A 1,788-nucleotide genomic window follows, 5' to 3' on the forward strand; every position below is an offset into this window, starting at 1 on the left:
ATCTTGAGCAGGCCGTCTATCGATGCTAGATTTGCAAGTTGTTTCATAGCAGCGGGTAAAAAGTCGTCCATTTCAACCATAAACTGTTCCAAAGGCTCACAGTTTTCTGCGATTCTATCCACTCTCTGGTAGGCGTTTAGGAGTCGTTCATACTCTGAATAGGTTTTGCAGTATAAAGCCAGTGTACCCACATCAGAGCTTGTCAGGATATCGACTCCTTGGGCCGAAGCTGCTTTGTATTCCTTCATATGCTGTTTCCAGTATGAGAAGGCTATGGTGTCATCCTTGACGAATGACGGGGGTTTTAGCTTATCCAGCTCCGTTTTCCCTAGCTTGATTTCACTATTTGCTCTGGCCTGCATTTCCTCTCTAGTTAACCGGTTCGGATTCCCCTGCGCGATGTGCAGAGATACCGGTTTCGCATTTCTTCCCATCAGGGTTCACCTCCCAAAAATTCAAAAAACGAAAGTTCTCGTGAAAAAACGGGGGGCGCGGTCGCTAAAAGGAGGGTTTGAAAATTTTTGACCCTCCCCCTACCCTATTTGAGTTTGCCGTTGTCTATCTTACTATGACAACTGTTACACAGGCTCTCCATATGTTCTAGAACAAGGCGCAACTCCCAATACTCTCTTATGGGCTTCTTATGGTGTACCATATCAGCCGATTGGATGCGCTTCTCTCTTAAGCACTGTTGGCACAGTCCCTTGTCCTTTCGTAACCTCTCTGCTCTTGTTGCCTTCCACTCTTTGGAGTTATAGAACTTCTTTGCGCCTTGGTCTCTTACTTGTTGGTCATACATTCTATTACGTATTGCTTTGTCTTCCGTTGCTATATCCTTATGCTCTGAACAATACCTACCCTCCGTCAGTATCTTGCATCCCGTCTTGGAACAAAAGCGTTTAAGTGCCACCTATGGTTTCATTTCCCTTTGGTTCAACAATGTACTTTGATATGCGATGACCATTCTGATTACCTCTTGTCTTTCGAACCCTCGACTCACAAGCTCATCACGGTACTTTACCATCATCTCTGCAAAATCTCTAATGCTTGTCATTAATTGATCCCATTGAGCTGTGTTCATTCTTCCTACCCTTTCTTATGCAAATAAAAAAAGCACCCCGTTATAGAGTGCTTTTAGATCATGCATTACTGTGAAGGTCCATTTAATATCAAGAAATGAAGCCTATAATAAGAATATGGAGGTGTGCTATCCTCCATCTTTATCCTGAGATAAACTGTTGTACCATTTGGAATATACAAATTATTGAATATCGATCTATCTTCGTCTTTATTGGCATAAATAAAGTTTGATTCCACAGTCTCGTTATATTGCAATATGGCTGACAAACTTAATGAAGTTTGGCCAAAATCAGGATACATGTCACTGTACAATAACTTAGGGCTACCCGTGTCATTTGTCCATTTATACCATTTTTCATCGTCTTCAGAAATTAACAATCCACCAGTACTATAGTACAGATTCTGAATTTCAATTGGATTTTCCCTATTACTCCCTATACTCTGCACCTCTATTGACGCTTCTTCTCCCTCAGAGTTATCAGCGAAAGCAGACTGTGAAAAAGACAACAAACAAGCAAAGATCAATAAAACAGAAAACACTTTTCTCAATTGCATAGTAGTTCAACCTCTCTTTAATTAGTTTATCCTTGTCATTCCACAATCTCCCTTAATTCTCCTGTTTCTTTCAATATATTGCTGGTTTTGTTACAAAGAAAAAGCCGCTGAATTATCAGCGACCTGTGATTGTTATGTTGGGAATACCAGAAC

General features: G+C 40.9%; 4 protein-coding genes. All 4 read right to left on the reverse strand.

Translation table 11 applies throughout. The features are described 5' to 3' along the window. Positions 1 to 434, reverse strand: a 434-nt coding sequence (locus ACFRAK_RS28250; RefSeq protein ID WP_394573075.1) for a terminase, incomplete at its 3' end; no start/stop codon positions are given. A gap of 104 nt (positions 435 to 538) precedes the next feature. Beyond that, entirely contained in the window at positions 539 to 799 is a 261-nt protein-coding gene (locus ACFRAK_RS28255; RefSeq protein ID WP_394573076.1) for an HNH endonuclease, read from the reverse strand. Positions 800 to 910: 111 nt separating this feature from the next. Further along, a complete protein-coding gene (locus tag ACFRAK_RS28260) occupies positions 911 to 1,081 on the reverse strand; it encodes a hypothetical protein (protein WP_394573077.1) in 171 nt (56 codons plus the stop codon). 65 nt (positions 1,082 to 1,146) lie between these two features. After that, positions 1,147 to 1,635 (reverse strand): hypothetical protein, encoded by a 489-nt coding sequence (locus ACFRAK_RS28265; protein WP_394573078.1) that lies wholly within the window; start codon positions 1,633 to 1,635, stop codon positions 1,147 to 1,149. Positions 1,636 to 1,788: the final 153 nt, after the last annotated feature.

This window comes from Peribacillus sp. NPDC056705, assembly GCF_043656335.1.

Bases quoted from the DNA above. Each gene is read 5' to 3' on its own strand.
- ACFRAK_RS28255 (WP_394573076.1), bottom strand. From the start codon at position 799: ATGTATGACCAACAAGTAAGAGACCAAGGCGCAAAGAAGTTCTATAAC.
- ACFRAK_RS28260 (WP_394573077.1), bottom strand. From the start codon at position 1,081: ATGAACACAGCTCAATGGGATCAATTAATGACAAGCATTAGAGATTTT.
- ACFRAK_RS28265 (WP_394573078.1), bottom strand. From the start codon at position 1,635: ATGCAATTGAGAAAAGTGTTTTCTGTTTTATTGATCTTTGCTTGTTTG.